Annotated in this window: 12 protein-coding genes, 2 tRNA genes and 1 pseudogene; 12 read left to right on the forward strand and 3 right to left on the reverse strand. The window is 62.9% G+C overall.

The features are described 5' to 3' along the window. The first annotated feature begins 345 nt into the window (after positions 1 to 345). Positions 346 to 624 carry a hypothetical protein gene (locus tag QD172_RS17090; RefSeq protein WP_176494292.1) on the forward strand — a complete coding sequence of 93 codons (279 nt, stop codon included), beginning with the start codon at positions 346 to 348 and terminating at the stop codon, positions 622 to 624. Between the two features lie 115 nt (positions 625 to 739). Here the strand turns inward: QD172_RS17090 and QD172_RS17095 are convergent, their stop codons facing one another. Continuing rightward, the gene (locus QD172_RS17095) at positions 740 to 1585 is read right to left on the reverse strand and encodes an acyl-CoA thioesterase II (protein ID WP_077380196.1); all 846 of its coding nucleotides are present in this window, start codon (positions 1583 to 1585) and stop codon (positions 740 to 742) included. 154 nt (positions 1586 to 1739) lie between these two features. Here QD172_RS17095 and tadA point away from each other — a divergent pair, with 154 nt between their 5' ends. Continuing rightward, positions 1740 to 2225 carry a tRNA adenosine(34) deaminase TadA gene (gene tadA / locus QD172_RS17100; RefSeq protein ID WP_083730713.1) on the forward strand — a complete coding sequence of 162 codons (486 nt, stop codon included), beginning with the start codon at positions 1740 to 1742 and terminating at the stop codon, positions 2223 to 2225. Between the two features lie 56 nt (positions 2226 to 2281). Here tadA and QD172_RS17105 read toward each other — a convergent pair whose 3' ends face one another. Beyond that, the gene (locus QD172_RS17105; protein WP_077380192.1) at positions 2282 to 4237 is read right to left on the reverse strand and encodes a diguanylate cyclase; all 1956 of its coding nucleotides are present in this window, start codon (positions 4235 to 4237) and stop codon (positions 2282 to 2284) included. A gap of 97 nt (positions 4238 to 4334) precedes the next feature. After that, the gene (mltF, locus tag QD172_RS17110; protein WP_279856353.1) at positions 4335 to 5744 is read right to left on the reverse strand and encodes a membrane-bound lytic murein transglycosylase MltF; all 1410 of its coding nucleotides are present in this window, start codon (positions 5742 to 5744) and stop codon (positions 4335 to 4337) included. A gap of 256 nt (positions 5745 to 6000) precedes the next feature. On the opposite strand from mltF, the gene purL reads away from it, so the two are divergent. From purL to QD172_RS17160, 10 genes and pseudogenes are all read left to right on the forward strand, one after another. Beyond that, positions 6001 to 9915, forward strand: a complete 3915-nt coding sequence (purL, locus tag QD172_RS17115) for a phosphoribosylformylglycinamidine synthase (RefSeq protein ID WP_279856348.1) — start codon at positions 6001 to 6003, stop codon at positions 9913 to 9915. 239 nt (positions 9916 to 10154) lie between these two features. Further along, positions 10155 to 11801, forward strand: a complete 1647-nt coding sequence (locus QD172_RS17120) for an FMN-binding glutamate synthase family protein (RefSeq protein WP_084207877.1) — start codon at positions 10155 to 10157, stop codon at positions 11799 to 11801. 225 nt (positions 11802 to 12026) lie between these two features. Then, the gene (locus tag QD172_RS17125; protein WP_279856349.1) at positions 12027 to 12848 is read left to right on the forward strand and encodes a crotonase/enoyl-CoA hydratase family protein; all 822 of its coding nucleotides are present in this window, start codon (positions 12027 to 12029) and stop codon (positions 12846 to 12848) included. A 234-nt stretch (positions 12849 to 13082) separates the two neighbouring features. After that, positions 13083 to 14858, forward strand: a complete 1776-nt coding sequence (locus QD172_RS17130) for a DEAD/DEAH box helicase (RefSeq protein ID WP_279856350.1) — start codon at positions 13083 to 13085, stop codon at positions 14856 to 14858. A 120-nt stretch (positions 14859 to 14978) separates the two neighbouring features. Next, the gene (locus QD172_RS17135) at positions 14979 to 16193 is read left to right on the forward strand and encodes a tryptophan--tRNA ligase (RefSeq protein WP_279856351.1); all 1215 of its coding nucleotides are present in this window, start codon (positions 14979 to 14981) and stop codon (positions 16191 to 16193) included. Positions 16194 to 16443: 250 nt separating this feature from the next. Continuing rightward, positions 16444 to 17481, forward strand: a complete 1038-nt coding sequence (locus QD172_RS17140; protein ID WP_279856352.1) for a ScpA family protein — start codon at positions 16444 to 16446, stop codon at positions 17479 to 17481. Then, positions 17478 to 17999 (forward strand): annotated as a pseudogene (gene scpB / locus QD172_RS17145) (SMC-Scp complex subunit ScpB); the annotation flags it as partial. The gene QD172_RS17140 and the pseudogene scpB, both read left to right, overlap by 4 nt. A 917-nt stretch (positions 18000 to 18916) precedes the next feature. Then, positions 18917 to 19777 carry a 23S rRNA pseudouridine(2605) synthase RluB gene (rluB, locus tag QD172_RS17150; RefSeq protein ID WP_240499734.1) on the forward strand — a complete coding sequence of 287 codons (861 nt, stop codon included), beginning with the start codon at positions 18917 to 18919 and terminating at the stop codon, positions 19775 to 19777. 258 nt (positions 19778 to 20035) lie between these two features. Beyond that, positions 20036 to 20110 (forward strand) — tRNA-Lys (locus QD172_RS17155). A 36-nt stretch (positions 20111 to 20146) separates the two neighbouring features. Beyond that, positions 20147 to 20221, forward strand: a tRNA-Lys gene (locus tag QD172_RS17160). Positions 20222 to 20292 lie beyond the last annotated feature (71 nt).

A 20292-nucleotide genomic window follows, 5' to 3' on the forward strand; every position in this document is an offset into this window, starting at 1 on the left:
GGCACTTATACTGAACCGCCCCTGCAGCCTTGCTGCAGGGGCGGTTCTCTTTGTGAGTGAGAAAAGTCGTGCTCTCAGAAGGTTGTGCGAGAGAGGGCCATGGATAAGCGAAGCCCGCTGAAACATTGACTCAAGAAGCCGCTATCATTTTCGTGATAGCGGCTTTCTTGTTTATTGATCAGTACGGAGGGTGAAGTACGGCAGTACTCTGCTGATGATCAGTCTCATGGGCAGGCATTCCACGTTCTCGGGGGATATTCTCTCTACTGCAGAACCTGATCGATGATTGCGATGTCATTGAATACCACGCACGGGACTATTCGTGAACGCGCGCAAGGAGGCGGCATGTCGAAATACTTTTCATTTATCCCATCAAGGTCATTGCTGGCAGCGTTGATGGTGCTCTTGATAGGTCTGACGGCTTCAGGAGCAGCATCTGCTGGTGAGCGTGAAGAGAAGATAAAACGTTGCCAGTTCATCAAGAACAAGATCGAATATTATACCGCCATGCGTCGTGGCGGTGGGTCTTCAGGCCAGATGCGTAGTTGGCAGTCTCAGCGCAATGACTACAAGCAGCGTTATCGGGACGAGAACTGTACGCGGGTCCGAACGGCACTGAAGTGATCTGCATCTCGTGGCAATGGCGGTGGTTGCAGCACGACCCCTTGGCTGCAAGTCAGAACAAACGATGCCCCTCAAGAGTGCTTCTCAAGAGGGGCATCGTCGTTCCATCGATCGTTCAGGAGCGTTGGCGCAGGCGCGTCAGCCCTTCCTGAGCGCTGGACGCGACCAATTCGCCATGGCGATTGTAGAGGCTGCCGCGCGAGAAGCTGCGAGCACCGCCTGCCCATGGGCTATCCATCTCGTACAGCAACCAGTCGTTGACGCGAACATCCTGGTGGAACCAGAGTGAGTGATCCAGGCTGGCCATCTGCAGCTCCGGGGAGCCGAAGCGTACACCGTGTCCTCCCAGCGCAGTGGCCAGCAGGTTGAAGTCGGAGCTGTAGGTCAGGAGATAACGGTGCAGAGCATCATCTTCCGGCAGCTCGCCTGAAAGACGGAACCAGAGGCGCTGACGAGGTGGCGCTGATGACGCGCCCTCGCTTGTCGTAGCCGGGGCCTTCATGCGCAGGAACTCGATGGGATGGCCCTCGTAACGCTCGATGCGTGCCCCCTGTTCGATCAACTGCTCAGGGGATTCGATATCGGGCATGGCGAGCTGATGCGTGAAGCCCTCTTCCTTGCCATGGAAGGAGGCGCTGCAGAAGAAGATGGTCTTGCCGTTCTGGATGGCGCTGATGCGTCGGGTCGTGAAGCTGCCGCCATCACGTACGCCATCGACCTGGTAGACGACTGGCTTGTGAGCATCCCCCGGGCGAAGAAAGTAGCCATGCAGCGAATGCACCTTCCGTTCCGAGGGGACGGTGCGTGTCGCGGCGGACAACGCTTGGCCAAGTACCTGCCCCCCGAACAGTTGTGGAAAGCCGAGATCCTGGCTGTGACCCCGGAAGAGATTCTCTTCCAGAGTTTCCAGCCCCAGCAAGGTGACGAGTGATTCAAGCGGTGTCGGTGAAGCGTCGGTCATCGTCCCATCCTTCAGGAAAAAGAGTCACGGCAAGCGGCTTTGATACGAGCAAATGAGCGGGTTGGCATTAGTCGGTATCATGTCACTTGCGCCAATGACATCAGGATACCGGAGAATGACGGTGAGCGACGAGAGCGTGAGGTCTGAGGCGGCGATGCCTCGCAAGGATCAGTACTACATGCACCGCGCCCTGGATCAGGCGCGGCTGGCATTGGAGGCTGGAGAGGTGCCAGTGGGGGCCGTCGTGGTGAACCCACAGGGGGAGATCATCGGGAGCGGGTTCAATGCCCCGGTCGGGACTCCGGATCCGACGGCACACGCCGAGATTCAGGCACTGCGTTCAGCAGCGGCCAGGCTTGGCAACTATCGGCTTGATGACTGCACGCTCTATGTCACCCTCGAGCCCTGCATGATGTGCAGTGGCGCCCTGATCCACGCCCGTGTGGCGCGCGTGGTATATGGTGCCGCTGAGCCAAAGACGGGGATGGTGGAGTCTCGGGCCAACCTCTTCGTGCAGCCGTGGCATAACCATCAGGTACAGATAGAAGGTGGGGTGCTGGCTGCCCAGGCGAAACGCCTGCTCAAGCAGTTCTTCGCCGAGCGGCGCGCTGCCGCGTTGCCAACCGATGCGTCACCCTGACTCGGCGCCTGCCATGACCCTGCGATGAAGCCGGTGCTTCAAGGGAGCATGAGGCTTCAGGCGGCGACCTGGACCTGATTGCGCCCACTGGACTTGGCGCGATACAGCGCCTCATCCGCAGCCTGAAGCAGTGCTTCCAGTCGCAGAGGTGCTCTGGCCACGCAGGCCATGCCAACCGAGACGGTGACGACACTGTCCGTGGCAGGCTGGGGGAGACCTGCCGCCTGTACGGCACGACGCAGCTCTTCCGCGAGCGTCCGGCCGACAGCACGAGGGCATTCGGGGATGCAGACGACGAATTCCTCGCCGCCGAAACGTGCCAGAATCCCTCCCGCTGCCTCGACAGGCGCTCGCGATACCGAGGCTATCTTCTGCAGATAGCGATCGCCCTCGAGGTGCCCCAGCTTGTCGTTGATCGATTTGAAGAAATCGATGTCCAGTATCATCACCGTCAGTGGCATCTGGCCATTGAAGGTCTGCACCTGCTCGAGGAAATAACGGCGATTGGGGAGCTGGGTCAGCTCATCATGACGTGCCAGCCATTGTATCTCGTTCTGCAGTCGCTCTCGGCGCGTCATCTCTTCCTTCAGGGCATCGTTGGCTTGCTTGACGATGCCATGCTCCTGGGAGACGCGGCGGTACATGTAGACCACCAGGAAGAGCAGATACGAGAGCATGATGCCGGTCAGGAGCGTGACTTCTGGCAGGCGGCCACGGCTTGCCGCGAGGTAATGCTGCGTCGGCTGCAAGCCCAGCGTCAGGTCCGTGGCGGGAAGTTCGATGGGGATTCGATGCCCCCAGGGAGCAAGACGGCTTTCCGGGCCTACATGAATGTAGACATTGCTGCGTTCTGACAACGTGATGGCAAAGGCATCATTGCGGGCGGCATCCAGTGCCTGGTCCAGCAGTGGTGCCAGATCTACCACCATGGCGATGGCGCCGAGGATGTCTCCATCACGCGGATTGCGTACAGGCAGGTAGGACACCATGCCCTTGCCGCCCTGCAGGAGATCGATGATGCCGGTGTGGCCTTCAATGCCCAGCTCCAGCGGATTGCGCAGGGGAGTATCTGGCTGGGCATCAAATAGCCTCACGCCCAGCAGATCATGGTTGCCGCCCTTGTCGGGGAATACCAGAGTCACCACGCTGTCGGGATCAATGAAGGCGATATTCTGGAAGTAATTGAAATCATTGTAATAATTTCGTGCCAGACGTTGCCATTCACCCCGTGAAGGTGTCTGCCCCATCAGGCTCCAGAAGCCGGCGAAGCGCCGCATGGCATTGAGTTGATCATCGATCTCGCGTGACAGCTGTGTCGCGATCTTGTCGCCCAGTACATAGGTCGCCTGGTTGATGCGGTTGTTCTCATCCTTTGTCTGCTGTTGCCACGCCAGAAGACAGACGAGCGTGATGGAGGCAGAGATGGCCAGGGGTAGTACGTTGCGTCGCCACATGCGAGTGAGCGCTGGCAGCAGATCCAGCCATTGTGCAGCCAGAAGCAAGCCCAGGAAGGCAAGCAGCGTGGTTCGCTCCACCCCTACCAGTGGCATGCTGGCCACGGAGAGACTCGGGTCGGCGATGATGGCGAAGATCAGTATGAGAGTCGTCTGCGCCAGCTGTATCGTGGCGCCGAAGCCCAGGCGCATCCGCAAGAGAGAACAGCAGTTGAGCCCCAGGCATGCCAGCAGAATCAGAATCGGAGGGCGAATGTTGGCGACATGCCAGTCACCGGGCAGGGCGGTCAGCAACGCGCCCCAATGATCGACACCGACCCAGCTTTCCGGCAAGAGAAAGGTGCAGGTAAGCACCAGGTTGATGAGCAGGGACATGCCGAGAAACAGTGGACTGAGGAACAGGTTTCGCCAGTGCCACGCAGTCTGCCCTGCCGCCTGCAATGTCAGCATGATCAACAGCAGTGCATTGGCTTCGTGGCCGGCGCGAGGCCAGAGGCCCAGCAAGGCGACGCCGAAGGCAAGCAGGCCAAGCAACATCAAGATGAATCTGCGTGTCATTCCCTGTCCTTAGAAGCTCCTGATGCACCACGCCCCGTGCGCGCTTTTCTCGCCTGTCACGAGTCGCCGACAGGTTTCCCACTACCTTGTTCATGGATCACAGGATCGGGGGGACGGTATCGAAGGGATTGTTGTCCCCTTCATCATCGGTTATCTGGCGCTCATTCAGCTGATAGAACTGCTGCTGACTGCGGTAAACATAGTTGAGTATTTCATAATACCGCCGGATGTTGCGTACATAGATGACAGGCTCACCACCGCGGGCATAGCCATAACGTACCTGTTGATACCATTGGCGTTTCTGCAGCAGAGGCAGCGCCTCGCGCACATCCTTCCAGTGGTCGGGGTTGCCACCCTTCATGCGCACGATGCGCCTGGCATCCAGCAGGTGCCCGAGACCGACATTGTAGGCTGCCAATGTCATCCAGGTCCGGTCCGGCTCCTGAATTCCTTCGGGAAGACGTCCCTTTATACTCACAAGATAGCGTGACCCGCCATCGATACTCTGGACGGGGTCCAAACGATTGGCCACGTTCATCTCGCGGGCGGTGGCGTTGGTCAGCATCATCAGCCCACGTACCCCGGTAGGTGACGTCGCTTTCGGTTGCCAATGGGATTCCTGGTACCCCACCGCCGCCAGCAGTTTCCAATCGATGCCGGTATCGCGAGCGGCTTGCTTGAAGGTATCGATGTAGCGCGGGAGCCGCTCTCGTGCCTGGCGGATGAAGGTACGCGCGCCCACATATTCCAGATAGTCATCATGCCCGAAGTACTGGTCGACCAGCTGGTCCAGGGTGCCATCCTCGCTGCGTGTCTCGAGAAAATCGTTGGCAGCGCTCAGCAAGGAGATATCTCCTTGCGCCGGGAAGGCCCAGGCCAGAGTCAATGGGTCCCCCACGGTGAAACCGTTCTCCACATTGGGGAAGAACAGCCGATTGAGCTTGAACTGGTGGGCGTAGACGACCGCCACGTCCAGGCTGTCTTCCTCGATGCGCTGCAGGAGGTCGGCCACCTCGAGTTCGCCGGTTTCCTTCCAGCTGAGCTCGGGAAGCTGCTGTTGAAGCTCATGCAGAATCAGGCTGGTACCGGCTCCCTTGATGACGCCGATCCGCTTGCCGACCAGATCTTCAAGCTCTCTGGACGGTTGCATTCCGCGTCGATAGACCACCATCGCCTGCAGTTCGAGAATCGGTCGAGTGAAGCGCAGCCCCTGCTCTGACAGGTCAAGAGGGAGGGTGGCGGCGGCAAAATCGGCCTGATCATCACGCACGCTTCGGGTGAGGGATTCGATATTGTGTTCTGCATCCATCGACAGGCTGACGCCGAGGTAGTCGGCAAAGTCTCGCGCCAGCTCATACTCGAAACCGGTGGGGCCCTGACGGCCACGGTAGTAGGTGGTTGGGCTGTTGCGAGTCACCACCTGAAGGAAGTCGCGCGTGCGAACATCGTCAAGCCGGGAGGGCGGGGCGATCAGGGTCTTTTCCGGCAACAGCAGGGCCAGCGCCATCACCACGAGCGCAAGCCACCGGCGCGAATGGCGCAGCAGTGCTTGCAGGGGCGTGATGAGGGAGGAAAGCGAGGTCTTGAGCATGCGTCAGCATCATTCACGGCAGGGGTTTCACCATACCGACAGCGCTTCACACTGTCATCCAACGCATGTGACTGTCGGGCTTCGTTCACGGGCGGCTTTCACGTATGATATGCGCTTGCTGCCGCCGCTCGGCGGTTGTCCGTTCACGCTGCTTCAGAGGCTTTCCCTGACCATGCTCGAACTGCGAGGCGCGCCTGCCCTTTCCGCCTTCCGTCACTCCCGTCTACTGGCTGCATTGCGCGAGCTGGTGCCGGAGGTGGAATCCCTTCATGCCGAGTACCTGCATCTGGCCGAGGTCGATGGTGAACTGAGCAGTACCGACCGGACCACGCTCGAGCGTCTGCTGGACTACGGCCCCAGTCGCGACGAGAGTTCTCCCGAAGGTCATCTCTTCCTCGTCGTTCCCCGCCTCGGCACGCTGTCGCCCTGGTCTTCCAAGGCCACCGACATCGCTGCCAACTGTGGTCTCCCGCAAGTCCGCCGCCTCGAACGTGGCATCGCCTATCGCATCAAGCTCGACGCCCCTCTGAGCGAAGAACTCTTCGCCACGCTGTCTTCCCGCCTGCACGACCGCATGACCGAAACGGTGCTGACGCGTACTCAGGACGCGGCGCGCCTCTTCCAGCATCAGGCCCCGGCAAAGCTTGCCCATGTCGACATCCTCGGCGGTGGTCGTGACGCACTGGTGCAGGCCAATGGCTCTCTGGGCCTGGCACTGGCGGATGACGAGATCGATTATCTGGTCGAGTCCTTCAAGACTCTGGGCCGCAATCCTGCCGACATCGAACTGATGATGTTCGCCCAGGCGAACTCCGAGCATTGCCGCCACAAGATCTTCAATGCGGACTGGACCATCGACGGCGAAGCGCAGTCGCACTCGCTGTTCAAGATGATCAAGAACACCTACCAGCATCATCCGGATGGCGTGCTGTCCGCCTACAGTGACAATGCCGCCGTCATGGCAGGCCCGACTGCCGGGCGTTACTTCCCGACAGGCGAAGGTCACATCTATACCTACCATCAGGAACCGATCAACATCCTGATGAAGGTCGAGACTCACAACCACCCGACCGCCATCGCCCCCTATCCGGGCGCCGCGACCGGTGCCGGTGGCGAGATTCGTGATGAAGGCGCGACCGGTGTCGGCTCCAAGCCGAAAGCGGGTCTGACCGGCTTCAGCGTCTCCAACCTGCGTATCCCGGGCTTCGAACAGCCGTGGGAGCATGACTACGGCAAGCCGGAGCGCATCAAGACCGCCTACGACATCATGCTCGAAGGTCCGATCGGTGGCGCTGCCTTCAACAACGAATTCGGCCGCCCCAACCTCAACGGCTACTTCCGTACCTATGAGCAGGATGCCTTCGGCGCCGGTGGTATCGAGCGTCGCGGCTATCACAAGCCGATCATGCTGGCGGGCGGCTACGGCAACATCCGCAGTCAGCACGTCGAGAAGGGCGACATTCCGGTCGGTGCCAAGCTGATCGTGATGGGTGGCCCGGCGATGCTGATCGGTCTGGGTGGCGGTGCCGCCTCTTCCATGGCCTCCGGCAGCTCCAGCGAAGACCTCGACTTCGCCTCCGTGCAGCGTGACAACGCCGAGATGGAGCGTCGCGTGCAGGAAGTCATCGATCGCTGCTGGTCGCTGGATGACAAGAACCCGATCTGCTTCATCCACGACGTCGGCGCGGGCGGTCTGTCCAACGCACTGCCGGAGCTGGTCAAGGATGGCGGTCGCGGTGGTCTGTTCGACCTGCGCGCCGTGCCGAGCGCCGAATCCGGCATGAGCCCGCTGGAAATCTGGTGCAACGAATCCCAGGAGCGCTACGTGCTGGCGGTGGCGCCGGAGAATCTGGCCACCTTCGAAGCGCTGTGCGAGCGTGAGCGCTGCCTCTACGCCGTGGTCGGGGAAGCACTGGAAGAGCACGAGCTGATCGTCAAGGACGGTCACTTCGATACGCGTCCGGTTGATCTGCCGATGGACGTGCTGTTCGGCAAGCCGCCCAAGATGTCACGCAGCTTCGAGCGTCAGGCGCTGGAACTGCCGGCACTGGCACTGGACAACCTCGACCCGCGTGAAGCGATGACCCGTGTGCTGCAGCTGCCCACCGTCGCCTCCAAGAAATTCCTGATCACCATCGGTGACCGCTCGATCACCGGCATGGTCGCGCGTGACCAGATGGTCGGTCCGTGGCAGGTGCCGGTGGCGGATTGCGCCGTCACCACCAGCTCCCTCGACAGCCACGTCGGTGAAGCGATGGCGATGGGCGAGCGTACGCCGGTCGCGCTGATCTCGCCGGCCGCCTCCGCGCGTCTGGCCGTGGCCGAGGTGATCACCAACCTCGCTGCCGCGCCGATCGCCAAGCTGTCTGACATCAAGCTCTCCGCCAACTGGATGAGCGCTGCCGATCACACCGGCGAGAATCAGGCGCTGTTTGATGCCGTCCACGCCGTCGGCATGGAACTGTGCCCGGCGCTGGATCTGACCATTCCGGTCGGCAAGGACTCGATGTCCATGCGTACCGCCTGGCAGGACGAGAACGGCGAAGACAAGTCGATCACCGCGCCGCTGTCGCTGGTGATGACAGGCTTCGCGCCGGTCACCGACGCCATGCGTACCCTCACGCCGCAGCTGCGTCGCACGCTGAATGGTGAGGCCGTGGAGACGGACCTGATCCTGATCGATCTCGGCCATGGCGCTCACCGTCTCGGTGGCTCCGCGCTGGCGCAGGTCTATGGACAGGTCGGCAATGACGCGCCGGATCTTGCCAAGCCGGAAGACCTCAAGCACTTCTTCGAGGCCATCCAGCGCTTCAATGTCGAAGGCAAGCTGCTGGCCTATCACGACCGCAGCGACGGCGGCCTGTTGACCACCCTGATGGAAATGTCCTTCGCGGGACGTGTCGGTCTCGACATCTCCCTCGACTGGACCGCCGCCGAGCCGGGTCAGGCCACCGGCGCGCTGTTCGCGGAAGAGCTGGGTGCCGTGGTGCAGGTGCGTCGCGAGCACACCGAGTCCATTCTCGCCGAGCTCAAGGCCGTGGGTCTCGAGCACAGTGGCGTGATCGCCACGCCGCGTCATGATGAGCAGATCAACATCACGCTGCTGGGCCAGAACCTGCTCTCCACCACGCGTGCCAGTGCCGAGCGTCTGTGGGCCGAGACCAGCTATCGCATGCAGGCCGCGCGTGACAACGCCGATTGTGCCAAGAGCGAATTCGAGTCCATCAACGACGTGCGTGATCCGGGTCTCTCCGTCCAGGCCACCTTCGACGTCAACGAGGACATCGCGGCGCCGTACTTGAACACCGGTGCACGTCCGCGCATGGCGATCCTGCGTGAGCAGGGCGTCAATGGTCAGCTCGAGATGGCGGCAAGCTTCGACCGCGCCGGCTTCGAGGCGGTGGACGTCCACATGAGCGACATCCTTGAAGGACGTGTCGATCTGGACACCATGCGGGGTCTGGTCGCCTGTGGCGGCTTCTCCTACGGTGACGTGCTGGGCGCCGGCGGCGGCTGGGCCAAGTCGGTGCTGTTCAATGCGCGTGCGCGTGAACAGTTCGAGCGCTTCTTCCAGCGTGACGACAGCTTCGCGCTGGGCGTCTGCAACGGTTGCCAGATGCTCTCCCAGCTCAAGGAGCTGATTCCGGGGGCCGAGGCCTGGCCGCGCTTCGTGCGCAACGAGTCCGAGCAGTTCGAGGCGCGTGTCGCGATGGTCGAGGTCGAGAAGAGCGCCTCGCTGTTCCTCGATGGCATGGAAGGCTCGCGCCTGCCGATCGCCATCGCGCATGGTGAAGGGCGTGCCGAGTTCCGCGACAGCGCTCACCTGCGCAAGATGCAGAGCAGCGGCCAGGTGGCACTGCGCTACGTCGACAACTACGGCCAGACCACCACGCGTTATCCGGCCAACCCGAACGGCTCGCCGTCCGGTATCACTGGTCTCACCACCAACGACGGGCGCGTCACCATCATGATGCCGCACCCGGAGCGTGTGGCGCGCGCCGTCACCAACTCCTGGCGTCCGGATGACTGGGAGCAGGATGGCGCCTGGTTGCGCATGTTCCGCAATGCACGTCGTTGGGTCGATTGATCCCGCGAGAGCGCGCAATGCACAGGTGATGATTGCCTGACCGACGCCCCCATGGTGAACGCCATGGGGGCGTCTTGCGTTCTGACTGACGCGCGAGCCGATTGGCTGGCGGCATCTGGCTCCCTCAACGTGGCGTTCCACGTCGGGAGCTGGGTGTCGGACGCCGGGTGGCTTAAGGTGGGGGATGCCTCGAGGTCTGGGGCACGAATCCCTGCCTGACACATTACAAGGATGTCGTGATGAAGCTGAAATGGTCGCTGTTGCCGCGTTATTCCGTCTTTCTGCTCTGTGTGCTGGGGGCTCTCGTCTGTCTGCTTCTGACGATGCAGACCCCCTGGGTGTGGCCGCTGGCCGTGATCTTTCTGCTGTTGGTCGCCGTCGGCATCAACGACATGCGGCAGTCGGATTACGCCGTGCGGCGCAACTACCCGGTGATCGGCAACATGCGCTATCTGTTCAAGGCGCTGCGCCCGGAGATGCGTCAGTACCTGTTCGAGTCGGATACCGACCAGCTACCGTTCTCCCACAAGCAACGTGAGCTGGTCTATGCCCGCGGACGCCAGCGCAATTCCTCGCAGCCCTTCGGTACCTTGCTGGATGTCTACTCCGACAGTTACGAATTCATCGGACACTCGATGCAGACCTCCGAAGTGCCTGACTTTCGTGACTTCCGTCTGACGATCGGCAATACGCAGTGTGCGCAGCCCTACAGTGCCTCGCTGTTCAACATCTCGGCGATGAGTTTCGGTTCGCTGAGTGGCAATGCCATCCGTGCGCTCAACAAGGGCGCGATGCTGGGAGGATTCGCGCACGATACCGGCGAGGGCAGCATCAGCCCCTACCATCGGGAATTCGCCGGCGATCTGATCTGGGAGCTGGGCAGTGGCTATTTCGGCTGCCGCACCGCGAAGGGGGACTTCGATGCCGAGAAGTTCGCCCGTCAGGCGGCCAGCGAGCAAGTGAAGATGATCGAGATAAAGCTGAGCCAGGGAGCCAAGCCGGGGCATGGCGGTGTGCTGCCAGCCAGCAAGATCAGCCGCGAGATCGCCGAGACGCGTGACATTCCGATGGGCGAGGACTGCATCTCGCCGGCCAGTCACAGTGCCTTCAGTACCCCTGTCGAGTTGCTGGAGTTCATCCAGCGGCTGAGAGAGCTGTCCGGTGGCAAGCCGGTCGGGTTCAAGATGTGTCTGGGCCAGCCCTGGGAGTTCATGGCCATCGTCAAGGCAATGCGCGAAACGGGAATCGTGCCGGACTTCATCGTGGTGGATGGCAGCGAGGGCGGCACCGGAGCCGCGCCGACGGAATTCACCGATCACCTCGGGACACCGCTGCGCGAAGGGCTGCTGTTCGTCCACAACACCCTGGTGGGCGCGGGGCTGCGTGATGACGTGCGCATCGGCGCCAGTGGCAAGATCATCAGTGCCTTCGATATCGCCTGCGTGCTGGCCTTGGGGGCGGATTGGGTCAATGCCGCGCGCGGTTACATGTTCGCCCTGGGCTGCATCCAGTCGCTGAGCTGTCATACCAACAAGTGTCCGACGGGCATCGCCACCCAGGATGATTTGCGACAGAAGTCGCTGGTAGTGGAAGACAAGGCCGAGCAGGTCCGGCACTTCCATCACAACACCCTGCATGCGCTGGCGGAAATCATCGCGGCCTCGGGGCTCTCGACGCCGTGGCAGATCACTCCGGACCATCTCGTGCATCGCGTGTCGGAGAATGAGGTGCGTCTGTTCTCGCACCTGCACCCCTTCCTGACGCCCGGCGCCTTGCTCAAGGAAGCGGACGATTTCCCCTTCTATCGCCGCGTGTGGGCGATGGCTCAGGCGGACAGCTTCCAGTCACGCTCGCTGGCAGACGTCTCGGGTGCCAAGCGCGAATAGACGTCATGCAAGAGGGTGCCGTGTGATGTCGATTGGCCGGGTGTGGACCCTCTGCGACCAAACGACCGTTTCATGATGGCGTGCGGACAGCCACACTGGACCTCGAGATTGCGCTATCTGTCAGGTGCCTCGCAGATACCTCATGTCGACATGGGCATTGGCTGCCCGTCGTGTCTCGTGAGCAATCGCTGACCGCCGTTTCATTCGCCGTTCGAGGGAGCCGCCATGAGTGATGCCGCAAAGTGCCCGTCCGCACGCCGCGTGACAGTGATGATCAATGAGCATGTCGCCGATGTGCGCCTCAATCGACCCGACAAGCACAATGGACTCGACTGGGCGATGATCGATGCCATCCTCGGTGCCCAGGCAGAGTTGCGGGCGCGTGCCGAGGAGGGAGGGCTGCGAGCCATCGTGCTGTCCGGAGAAGGCGCCAGTTTCTGCGCGGGGCTCGACATGGCCGCCATCATGGGGGAGGCCGCGCGGGTGCCGCAGTTGCTCGTCGCGGGGGCCAATGGCTGCACGCCTGAGCGCAATACCGTTCAGCAGCTGGCACTGGGCTGGCGGGATGCCGGCGTACCGGTGATCGCGGCCCTGCAGGGCAATGTCTTCGGGGGCGGGCTGCAGATCGCGCTGGGGGCGGATGTCCGACTGTGTGATCCGGATGCGCGCCTGGCGGTGCTCGAGATCGCCTGGGGCATCATTCCTGACATGGGCATCAGCGTCACGGCACGTGGAGTGCGTCCTGACTGGTTGCATGAACTGAGCTGGAGCGGCCGCAAGGTTGCCGCCCGCGAGGCCCAGGAAGCCGGGCTCGTGACGCGCCTGGTCTCCAACTCGCGGGAAGAGGCACTGGCGCTCGCGCGGGAGATAGCGACACGTTCTCCTAGGGCGATTCGCTGCATCACCCGGCTGTATGTCGAGGCGCTGGCGGCACCGGAGGGCGAGGCACTTGCCCTGGAGGCCAGGCTGCAATCCGGCTTGCTCGGCCAGCCGGAGCACATGGAATGTGTTGGCGCCAGGCTTGAAGGCCGCACGCCGCGCTTCTGAGCGCACCTGACCTTCATTCGGGTTATCCACACCCGGTCGCTTTACCGCCGGGGGGCGGGATCAGGATAATGGGTCTTCTGCAGGTGGATGGCTGCCTCACCCCTCATGGGCGGCCATTGCCCCTCAACCTGTGCCCCTTTTCCGTGACCCGGCGAGCTCTCATGTCTGCACCACTCTTTCTGATCATGCCGCTGCCCATGGCCGGCCCACGTGTCCTTGCAGGGAACAGCCGGCATGTTTGAGCTACGTCCCTATCAGCAGGAAGCCGTCCGGCGCACCGTGGAGCATTTCCGCAAGAGTGACGAGGCGGCGGTGGTCGTGCTGCCCACCGGCAGCGGCAAGTCACTGGTGATCGCGGAGCTTGCGCGTATCGCGCGCGGGCGCGTGCTGGTGCTGGCGCATGTGCGCGAGCTGGTCGAGCAGAATCACGCCAAGTACGAATCCTATGGCAAGGAGGCCGACATCTTCAGTGCCGGCCTCAAGCGCAAGCAGGCCGCGCGTCAGGTGGTGTTCGGCTCGGTGCAGTCGGTGGTACGCAATCTCGCGGCCTTCACGCCGGGTGAGCAGACAGGTGCGTTCACGCTGCTGGTGATCGACGAGTGTCACCGGGTCTCGCTGGAGAAGGACGCCAGCTATCGCAAGGTCATCCATCATCTACGTGAGCAAAATCCACGCCTCAAGGTGCTGGGACTGACGGCGACGCCGTATCGCCTCGGGCAGGGCTTCATCTTCCATCGTCATTATCACGGCATGGTGCGCGGTGATGACGACTGCTTCTTCCGTGACTGCGTGTTCGAGCAACCGTTGCGCCTGATGGTGCGCCAGGGCTTTCTGAGCGAGCCGCGGCGTGTCGATGTCGCCGTGGCGCGCTATGACTTCTCGCAGCTGGCACCGGGGATCGGCGGCAGCTTCCAGGAGGCCGAGCTCAACGAGGTGGTGCAGGGCTCACGCGCGACGCCAGGCATCGTGCTGGATATCGTCGCCCAGGCACGCGAGCGGCGTGGGGTGATGGTGTTCTGCTCCACCGTCGAGCATGCCGAGGAGGTCACGGGGCTCCTGCCCGAGGGTGAGGCGGCGTTGATCACCGGTGAGACGCCCGGCGATGAGCGCGAGCGCCTGATCCATGCCTTCAAGGCGCAGCAGCTCAAGTATCTGGTCAACGTGGCGGTGCTCACCACCGGCTTCGATGCCCCGCACGTGGACCTGATCGCCATCCTGCGGCCCACCGAATCCGTCAGTCTCTATCAGCAGATCGTCGGGCGTGGGCTGCGCCTGAGTCCCGGCAAGACGGACTGCCTGATTCTCGATTACGCCGGCAATCCCTGGGATCTCTACGCGCCGGAAGTCGCCACACCCAAACCGGCAGGGGATACCGAGATCGTGCAGGTCGAGTGTCCCGTGTGCGGCAATGCCAATCTGTTCTGGGGGCGCAAGGATGGGGAGCTGGTGTTGGAGCACTTCGGGCGGCGTTGTCAGGGGCTGGTGGAGTCGCCCGACGGCGAGGGCAAGCCGCTGGTGCAGTGCGACTTCCGCTATCGCGCCAAGGCCTGTCCGCAGTGTGGCGAGGCCAATGACATCGCCGCGCGCCATTGTCACGCCTGTCAGGCGCGGCTGGTGGACCCGGATGACAAGCTGCGCGATGCGCTCAAGCTGCGCGATGCACGGGTGCTGCGCGTCAGCGGCTGGCAGCTGGAGGAGACGCGCAACGGGCGCGGTCTGCCACGCTTGAAGGTGACCTATTACGACGAGGATGGCACCGATCTGTCCGAGTGGTTCGCGCTCGAGACGTCCGCTCAGCGCCATGCCTTTCGCCTGAGTTTTCTCGCCCGGCACCTGCGGGCGCCGGGCAGTGACTGGGCGCCGAAGGACATCGCCGAGGTATTGGCCGGCGAGGAGCGCCTCAAGGCCCCTGACTTCGTCATCGGGCGCAAGAGCGGCCGCTACTGGCAGATCCGCGACAAGCTGTTCGATTACGCCGGGCGCTATCGCACCGGCATCGCGGCGGGGTGAGTCGTCTGCGTGACGCAGAGCATGACGCCTCCCGTACGAGACACGACGTCACGGGGATGCTGATCGGGGGTCGGGATTGTTAGACTGGCCGCTTCATACGTTTCAGGGAGAACTCACAAGGTGAGTGCCACCGATACCTCGGCCAGGCTGGTGTCCGGCTTACGCCCCAGCGGACACCTGACGCTCGGACACTATCATGCCGTGATCCGACGCTGGACCGAGCTGCAGTACCACCACGATGCCTATTTTCTGATCGCCGACTGGAACGCGCTGGCGGTCAGTGGGCATGCGCCCCATGAAATCGAGCAGTACAGCTGGGCCATGGTCATCGATTGCCTTGCCTGTGGGATCAACCCCAAGGTCGCCACCCTGTTCATCCAGTCGTGGGTGCCGGAGCTGACCGACGTGCACATGATCCTGTCCAGCGTGACGCCCAAGGCATGGCTGGAGCGTTTGCCCAGCTATCGTGAGATGGTGGCGGGACTCGGTGAGCAGCAGGGGGCCAGTTTCGCGATGCTGGGTGCCCCTCTGATGCAGGCGGCCGACATCCTGGCGCTGCGGGGCGAGGTCGTGCCCGCCGGACCGGAACAGCGCGCGCACATCGAGTTCACCCGCGAGGTGGCGAGGCGCTTCAACCATCGTTATGGACGCGACGCCGGCTTCGAGGAGCAGGCGGAGCGGGCCATCGCGCGACTCGGCAAGAAGAGTGGTCGCCTGTATCGCGAATGGCTGAGTGACTATCAGGAAGAGGGGGATCTTGAGGCCTTCGAGCGCGCGCGTGGACTGCTGGCCGAGACCAGCAAGCTCAACCGCAATCAGCAGGAGCGCCTGCTCGGCTATCTGGAAGGCGGCGGGCGGCGCATCCTCGGTGAGCCGGAACACTGGCAGGGGGACAGCCAGCCGCTGCTGGGCATGGAACTCAAGACCCGGCTATCGTCGCATGAGGAGGCCATCTTCCTGCGCAGTGGGCGTGCCGAGATAGACGCCAGCGTGCGCGAGATGCCCACCGACCCCGCGCGGGTGCGGCGCAGTGATCCGGGCGACCCTGAGCGTTGCCCGCTGTGGAGTCTGCATGAAAGCTTCACTCCTGAAGCGGACCGCAAGTGGGCGGCCGCAGGCTGTCGTGAGGCCAGTATCGGCTGCCTGGACTGCAAGGGCTGTCTGGTCGAGCATATCGATGCCACCCTGATGCCGATCCGCGATCGCGCCGAGGCGCTGGAAGGCGAGCATGGCAAGGTACGTACCATGATGACCGAGGGTGCCGAGCGTGCCCGGGACACCGTTCGCGATACTCTGGATGAGCTGCGACGCGTGATCGGCCTCACCTATCGCTGATCGGCCTTGCACAGGGCGTCGCGAATCCGGCAGGTCCCCGCGCCACCATGACCTTCGACCCCATCGCGACTCTCGGCACCATCATGCTCTCGGTACCATCATGCTTTCGGTACCATCATGACTTGGGGGATGGGCCCTGAACGGCTAGAATGCCCGTCCCCCGGTCGCCGTGCGGCTCGATGGTGCCTCCGACGACCCGGTGCATCCTCCGCCCTGGTTCTCCCGACTTCAGCCTCCTGCAGGAGACTTCATGAGCGACCTGCTCGATGGCGCCAGCTTTTCCCTGACCGATGGGCATCAGCCCGCACCGCTGATCACCGCACCTGCAGCGGGATCGGCCGTGCTGGCGCGCGTCAACGACACGCCGCTCACCGAGATGCCGCAGGATCTCTACATCCCGCCTGAGGCACTGCGGGTCTTTCTCGAGACCTTCGAGGGGCCGCTGGATCTGCTGCTGTATCTCATTCGTCGTCAGAACCTCGACATCCTCGCCATCAACGTCGCGGCCATCACGCATCAGTACATCGAGTACGTCGAGCTGATGCACGCCATGCAGATCGACCTTGCCGGGGAGTATCTGCTGATGGCCGCCATGCTGGCGGAGATCAAGTCGCGCAGCCTGCTGCCGCGCCAGCCGAAGGAGAGTGATGATGACGAGGAAGAGGACCCGCGCGCCGAGCTGATCCGGCGTCTGCAGGAGTACGAGCAGACCAAGCTGGCCGCCGAAGGGCTGGACGAGATGCCACGCCAGGGGCGTGACTGGTTCGTCGCCACGGCCGAGCTGCCGGAGCTGGAGACGCGTGTCGTCCACCCTGAAGTGGACCTCTCGGAGCTGCTCGGCGCGCTGTCCGGTCTCCTGCGTCAGGCGGATCTCGTCCAGGCGCACACCATCTCGCGTGAGGTGATGTCGACCCGTGAGCGCATGCTGGCGATCATGAATCTGCTGAGCCACGAGCACTTCACGCCCTTCGAGAGACTGTTCACGCTCGAGGAGGGGCGTGCCGGCGTGGTGGTCAGCTTCATGGCGATTCTGGAGCTGGCCAAGGAGGCGCTGATCGAGGTCGTGCAGAATGCGCCGCTGTCGCCCATTCACGTGCGTGCTCGTACGCCGGAGCCTGACAGCGAGGACGACGAGGACTGGCTGGCACTGGAATTCGCCGACGAAGACGAGGTGGCGGCCGACCAGGGGGCGTTCGATGACGCAGCGTACGATGACGCGGCGTTCGAGGATGCGCAGACGTCACCTTCCTTCCCCCCATCCGACGAGCAGGAGAACGCGCCGTCATGAGTTCGCGCGATGCCCCCCTCGACCAGATCATCGAAGCGGCACTGCTGGCTGCCGGTGAGCCGCTGACGCTGGAGCGTCTGGCGGGATTGTTCGATGAATATTCAAGCCCCACCAAGCCTGCGCTGCGTGAGGCACTGGGCCGGCTGGGAGAGCGCCATCCGGCCGACGCCAGTGCGCTGGAGCTGATCGAGACCGCCAGTGGCTGGCGGCTGCGTGTTCGCCAGCAGTTCTCTCCCTGGGTGTCACGGCTGTGGGAAGAACGCCCGCAGCGCTATTCTCGCGCTCTGCTGGAGACGCTGGCGCTGGTGGCCTATCGTCAACCGGTGACCCGTGGTGATATCGAGCAGGTGCGTGGCGTGACGGTCAGCTCTTCCATCATGCGTACCCTGGTCGAGCGCGGCTGGGTGCGGGTGGTCGGGCACCGTGACGTGCCGGGGCGGCCGGCGGTCTTCGCCACCACGCGCCAGTTTCTTGACGACTTCGGGCTCAAGACATTGGAAGAGCTGCCGCCGGTGCATGAACTGAAAGGCTTCGAAGGACTCGAACAGCTGGAAGCGGAGCTGTATGATGTGCCGCCCTCACAGACCTTGCCGCTGCCGGAAGACCCGGATGGCGAGGGCGACGTGGGGGCATCGGCCGATGATGCGCCGGATTCCGCTCCGTCAGGTCCTGATGCGGCAGCCGCTGATGCGACAGCCGTTGATGCGACAGCCGCTGATGCGCCGTCAGCCGAGACTTCCTCGGACACGACTTCCTCGAGCGAGACTTTCTCGGACAAGACTTCCTCGAGCGAGACTTTCTCGGACGAGACGTCTTCAGACGAGACATCGTCAGAGACGAGGGGGGCTCAGGTGCCCGCCGACTGGCAGCCACCGGAGATCACCGCCGAGCAGCTGGAGGAGGCGCTGAAGGCGCGCGCGCTCGATGTCGCGGATGATTCACCGAATACCGCAGGACCCTCCGCCTCACAGGCGGAACATGATCACGCCGGGATGGCGTCCACCGGCTCGGGGTTCGACTTCGCCACGATCGAAGCGCGCCTCAGCCAACGTTTGCGCGGTGCAGAAGATGAGGACGGGGCTGGCGATACGCCACCCAATGACTCCTCCGCTGCCGGGACCGTCGATGATGACGACCCTGCGTAAGCGAAATTCCTATTGATGAAATGGTTCATGTCATGAGCAAGACAGACACTGATAAGCGCAAGGCATCACGCCAGAACGACGGCAAGTCGACCACTGGCAAGGCCTTCGCGGGCGGCAAGGCGACGGACAGCAAGGCCGCTGGCAAGCACGCTGCCAGCAAGGACGGCGCACAGCCGCGTCGCGACATGGGCAAGTCCACCCGTGGCAGCAAGGCCAATGTCGGCAAGAAGCCGGCCGCCGCCGAAGCCCCGGAATTGCGTCCGCTGCCGCCGCAGGCCAAGGGCGACAAGCTGGCCGACGACGAGAAGCTGCAGAAGGTGCTGGCGCGCTCCGGTCTCGGCTCACGCCGTGAGATGGAAGTCGCGATCAGCGCCGGCCGCGTCAAGGTCAACGGCAAGGTCGCCCAGCTGGGAGACCGCGTCGGCCCCAACGACCAGGTCAGCCTCGATGATCGCCCGCAGAATCTCAAGGGTGCCGAGGAAAGTGCGCGCCGCGTCATCATGTACAACAAGCCGGAAGGCGAGCTGTGCACGCGCAAGGACCCGGAAGGCCGTCGTACCGTCTTCGAGCGTCTGCCGCGCCTGAAAGGTGAGCGCTGGATCGCCATCGGTCGTCTGGACATCAACACCAGCGGTCTGTTGCTGTTCACCACCGATGGTGAGCTGGCCAACCGTCTGATGCACCCGTCGACTCAGATCGAGCGTGAATACGCCGTGCGTGTCATGGGTGAGGTCAAGCGCGAGCACGTCGTCAACATGGTCAATGGCGTCATGCTGGAAGATGGCCCGGCGCGCTTCACCGACGTGCAGGAATTCGGCGGCGAAGGCATCAACAGCTGGTTCCACGTGGTGATCATGGAAGGCCGCAACCGTGAGGTTCGTCGTCTGTGGGACTCCCAGGGGCTGACCGTCAGCCGCCTGAAGCGCGTGCGCTACGGCAACATCTTCCTCGACAAGCGCGCTCGCGCCGGCGAGTGGGTGGAGATGGAGCAGAGCGAGATCGATGAACTGTCCACGCTGGCAGGTCTCGAGCACCGCAAGGCGCCGGCCCTGACGCCGGATGAGCAGAACCGCTGGAGCCGCGACAAGCAGAAGCGTCGTCCAGTGCGCGCCATGAAGAAGCCGCCGCAGCGCACACGCAAGCCGCGCTGAGGCTCTGCGGAGATCGCGTGCCTTGCGCTCGCCATCTCCGGCTGGCCTTCCGTGGGCCTGACGTGCATGTCAGCCTCGACATGCCGTCGGCAAGTCTCGCAAGCCCGCGCCTGTCGCGGGCTTGCGTGCATCTGGACGGTGGATGGCGTGGGGATCTCGGGGCGCCACGAGCGGTCAAGCTGGTCATTTGCTTGAAGTTTTTTTGCAAAAGACTTGCGTCGTCTCAGGAATGGCGGTATCTTACGCCCCGCTTCGCAAGGGTCGTTAGCTCAGTGGTAGAGCAGTTGGCTTTTAACCAATTGGTCGAAGGTTCGAATCCCTCACGACCCACCATTTCTCGAAATGGTCTCTTGCAAAGCACCCGGCGGCGGGTCGTTAGCTCAGTGGTAGAGCAGTTGGCTTTTAACCAATTGGTCGAAGGTTCGAATCCCTCACGACCCACCATCCGCCACCCAGTTTTGGGTCGTTAGCTCAGTGGTAGAGCAGTTGGCTTTTAACCAATTGGTCGAAGGTTC

It is taken from the genome of Cobetia sp. 10Alg 146 (assembly GCF_029846385.1).
GTDB lineage: Bacteria > Pseudomonadota > Gammaproteobacteria > Pseudomonadales > Halomonadaceae > Cobetia > Cobetia marina.